Genomic DNA, 4,428 nt, shown 5'->3' with positions numbered 1-4,428 from the left:
GCTGAGAGCTTATGGAGCGCGAGTCATCCTGACTCACCGGCTGGAGCTGATGCAGGGCGCCATCAACAAGGCTGAAGAAATTCTTGGGGAACATCCCGATTACTTTATGCCGCGGCAATTCGGGAATCCGGCCAATCCGCAAATCCACCGCGAGACCACCGCCCGGGAAATCCTGAAGGTCGTCGACGGCAGACTCGATGCGCTGGTGGTCGGCATCGGCACGGGAGGCACGGCCACCGGCACCGGCGAGATCCTGAAACAGAAGATCGCGAATTTGAAACTCTTCGTCGTGGAGCCGGCGGACTCGCCGGTCCTGTCCGGCGGTAAACCCGGCATGCATAAAATTCAAGGCATCGGCGCGGGGTTCGTTCCCGAAGTGTTAAACAAAAGCCTCATCGATCGGATTGTGACCGTCACCGACGAAGAAGCTGCCGCCGCGGCTCACCGTCTCGCGGAAGCTGAAGGCCTGCTTTGCGGCATCTCGTCCGGCGCCATCCTTCATGCAAGCTGTATTGCCGCTCGCGAACTCGGACCCGGGAAACGGGTCCTCGCCATCCTTCCCGACACCGGCGAGCGCTACCTCAGCACCGACTGGTTTCATCAGTCCGGACGCGAAGAGGTTTCGTCGCCGTAGTCCGGCATGGCTTTTACTGAAACAGGTTTTTGCCGCAGATGACGCGGATGGGAGCATTGTAATCCGCCGCATCTGCGTCATCCGCGTCATCCGCGGCTGACTTTCGGCGTCACAAGTCTAGGTTTTTCTATAACTTGCCGCGAAAATAGACTAACACCGTTTTTCCACTTTTTCGTTATAGCTCTTCCAGAGTCTGGCCGATAAGGCATCCATGAGAACGTTGCGCCCAATAGGATTGGTCATCGTTTGCGGACTTCTGGTCATCTGTACGGGATTGCTCGTATTCTGCGCGGACGTTACCAGCGTCAAAGGCCGCGTGACGGTTGGCGGCAAGCCGGCGGAAGGCGCCGTGATCTGGATTGAAGCGCCAGACGCCCCCCGTCCACTCCGGCAAGCTGTACTGGATCAGCGAAATCTCGCCTTCTCGCCGGCGGTGCTGGCTGTATCGACCGGCTCGACCGTTCGATTTCCAAATAACGACCGCGTCCTGCACAACGTATTTTCTTTCCGCGACGGCAAGAGGTTCGACCTCGGCCTGTACCCTGTGGGTCAGGTCCGCGATGTGCAGTTCGATCACGCGGGTGTCAGCCGGTTGTTCTGCAACATTCATCCGGGCATGGCTGCCTATATTGTTGTCGTCGACAGCCCTTACTATGCCGTCACGGATCGCACCGGCAATTTCTCTCTCGATGGAGTGCCCAATGGGCAGTACACGTATCACGCATGGAGAGCGGCCGCAGCAACGATAACCGGCAAGGTCACCGTAGCACCGAACACGGCGCTGGAGGTTGTGTGGCCCGTCGAGTGAGCGTCTTGCTCACAATGGTCATCTTGACCTCTGCGGCATTTGGTTCCGCGAACGCCGATGCCCAGTCGCTGACCCTCGAGGCGGATGTAACCGCCGCTGCAACCACGGAAAACCTTGAAGCAGGGGCAACCGCGGTGCGCGGATTCGGCGAGATCCACGGCTGGAATTTCTATGGTGATGCTTCCTGGGCGACAAGACACGGGTCGGCATCCGACGCCTTCGGCGCCGCCTATCCCTATCATCCGAACCTGAGCCTTCTGGAATTGAAACTCGAAAAAACGGAAATCAAGGGCGACCGCCTGCTCGGCGTCCGACTGGGCAGGTACCGGACTCCATTCGGCATCTACAGCGGAAGCGATCAGGGCTATACCGGTTTCCTTCGGGCGCCGCTGATACGCAACAGCTATTACTGGGCGCTATCCAACAACTATCTGGAGACCGGCGGCAGTGTCATGGCGGGCACAACCTGGCTCTCCGCCGAAGTCAGCGCCGGCATCCCGACAGACCAGGATCCATATTCCCGCGCCCGTGGTCTGGACACTGTCGTACACGTTCAAGGCGCAGGAGGCCCGTTTATTGCCGGAGTGAGCTACATCCGGACGCGGCCATCCACAGGCTGGTTTTTCGCCACCGGGACGACAGAATTCACCGGCGTCGATCTCCGCTGGATGAAGAACGGCGTACAACTGCGCGGCGAGTGGATCGCCGGCCGGCCGTTCCTGGGCACCAGAACGCATGGAGGTTATGCGGACGTACTTGTCCATCGCCCGTCGATGGGACCCGTTACTGCAGTCGCACGGATCGAACGGCTGGACTATCTTGCCGGACCATTCTCGGAATTCCCTCGACGTTACACTTTAGGCGCCAGGATCCGGCTGACGGGCGGTCTAATGGCTGAAATCAACCACGTCCGCCAACCTTATGATGTGGCCGCCGATCCAGGCCACACGTCCATGGATATCGCACTGACTTACAGCGTCCGCCCTGGAAATTTGCTGGGCCGCGGCGCGAGGTAATGGAGAGCAACGTGGCACAGCGGGAAGATCCGGTTCTCTGGCATCAGAGCCTTCAGACGCGCGTCTTCCTTTCCGGTCTGGCCGTATGCGGGATCACTGTTATTACTCTCCTGCTGGCCGCTTCGCAGCTGGTTTCGGCCTACGAAAAAAGTCAGGCGAACGAAAGGCTCAGCGCTGCACAACAGGCAGTGGACAGACTGCTCAATAACCGTGAGAGCTTCGTGCGTACTCAACTACGCCTGATCGCGGAACTGCCCGCTTTCCGAGCCATCCTCAGCGAGCCGGACGCGCGGTCCGATCGTCCGACGATGGATCAACTGGCGGAGCACTACCGAACCCAGCTGAACGCCGACGAATGCGCCATTCTGGACGTCGACGGAAAGGAGTTCGGGTTCGCCGGCCAGGATGGCACACGGCCCTTTTCATTATCGATCCCGGGCCTGAGCCGGGAAACCAAGCATTCTGTGATCACATCGAATGGCTCGCTTTATCTGGTCGTTTCGGAGCCTGCAATGTTCCTCACAGAAACCCTGGGCGTGCTGAGGGCGACATATATCCTCGATGACAAAGTGGCCGCCGAGTTGGCGAATCTGACGCAAACCGACGTTACCTTCTTTGCAGGTGGCAGGGTTGCAGCCACGAGTCTGAAGCCCTCGGACCGACGAGAAATCGCGGCGCTGCCGGTCCATGTTCCTCTCAGCCCAAAAGGTGGGGAATCCCCACAGCGTAGCTACTTCTTTGGGGAGCGTTACATCGGCGGGCGCTATTCCATCCTCAACGACACCGAGGCCAATACCAGTTCTCTGCTTCTCATGGTCGACCTGCGGCCAACCCAGCTGTTGCTGGCCAGCATCCGGGCACGATTGCTTTGGGTTGCAGCCATCATCTTCGGAATCGGAATCGGATTGCTGGTGTTCTCCAGTCGAACGATATCCCGGCACCTGCGCACCATCTCGCAAGCGGCAATGAGCATTGCAGAAGGCGATTGGCATAACCGCGTCCCGGCGCGCGGCAGCGCGGAAGAGGTACAGCTTGCCCGGGCCTTTAACGGCATGACCGATGCGCTGGTGCACTGGCACGAAGAAGCTTCGGTACGGACCCGCGGCCTGGAAGCCGCACATCAGCACCTCAGCGAGGCACGCGATGCCGCCGAAGAGGCAAACAGCGCGAAAAGCGCCTTCCTCGCCAGCATGAGCCATGAGTTGCGCACGCCTCTCAATGCCATCATCGGCTACAGCGAACTGATGAAAGAAGAGGCGGAAGAGCAGCAGCTCCAGGAATTTGTCCCGGACCTGGCCCGCGTGCTGGCGGCGAGCCGGCACCTTCTCGCGCTCATCAATGACGTCCTCGATTTATCCAAGATAGAAGCCAGGCGAATGGAACTGGATGTGTCGGAATTCGACCTGGAAGACGTGATTACCAACGTGATCAACACCTCCGAGCCCCTGGCGTCCTCGCGAGGAAACACTCTTGTCGTTGAATCGCCTGATCCAATCGGTCTCATACACCAGGACCGCACCAGAGTTCAGCAGGTACTCCTGAATCTCATCAGCAATGCCTGCAAATTTACCGAGAACGGAGAAGTCCGTCTGCGCGTCGCTCTTGAAGTCCAGGGCGCCAACACCGAACTCAAGCTGCAGGTGGCGGACTCCGGCGTCGGCATGACTCCGGAACAATTGTCGCGTTTGTTTCAGGAGTTCAGGCAGGCCGACGCATCGACGACGCGTCGGTACGGTGGAACTGGTCTCGGGTTAGCGATCAGTCAACGCCTGTGCTGGCTCATGCACGGCTCCATTGCTGTCGAAAGCAGCCCCGGAGTCGGGACCACGTTCACCGTCCGGATACCAGCCCACCTCGAGGGCGGCAACAGTTCCGCCGATTCAGACCGGCCGGAGCAGGAGCTCCAGTTAACGACGTGAGCCCGAGTTTGAACCTGAGGGCGTGTCGAAAACCCGCACGCCAAGTCAAAT

Annotated in this window: 4 protein-coding genes; all 4 read left to right on the top strand. The window is 59.4% G+C overall.

The window, feature by feature from the left end; genetic code table 11:
• The coding region (locus VGK48_19940; protein ID HEY2383453.1) for a pyridoxal-phosphate dependent enzyme at window positions 1–634 on the top strand (634 nt) is incomplete at its 5' end.
• 211 nt (window positions 635–845) lie between these two features.
• A complete protein-coding gene (locus VGK48_19935) occupies window positions 846–1,442 on the top strand; it encodes a plastocyanin/azurin family copper-binding protein (protein ID HEY2383452.1) in 597 nt (198 codons plus the stop codon).
• Window positions 1,427–2,458, top strand: a complete 1,032-nt coding sequence (locus VGK48_19930; GenBank protein HEY2383451.1) for a hypothetical protein — start codon at window positions 1,427–1,429, stop codon at window positions 2,456–2,458. The genes VGK48_19935 and VGK48_19930 overlap by 16 nt, the downstream gene beginning before the upstream one ends.
• An 11-nt stretch (window positions 2,459–2,469) precedes the next feature.
• Window positions 2,470–4,377 (top strand): ATP-binding protein, encoded by a 1,908-nt coding sequence (locus tag VGK48_19925; protein ID HEY2383450.1) that lies wholly within the window; start codon window positions 2,470–2,472, stop codon window positions 4,375–4,377.
• Window positions 4,378–4,428 lie beyond the last annotated feature (51 nt).

The sequence above is a fragment of the Terriglobia bacterium genome (assembly GCA_036496425.1).
GTDB lineage: Bacteria > Acidobacteriota > Terriglobia > 20CM-2-55-15 > 20CM-2-55-15 > 20CM-2-55-15.
Note: the sequence above shows the minus strand (reverse complement) of the source record. Positions and strands in the feature narration are given on the sequence as shown.

Excerpts from the sequence above, each read along its gene's own strand:
- VGK48_19935 (HEY2383452.1), top strand. The coding sequence starts at position 846 with ATGAGAACGTTGCGCCCAATAGGATTGGTCATCGTTTGCGGACTTCTG.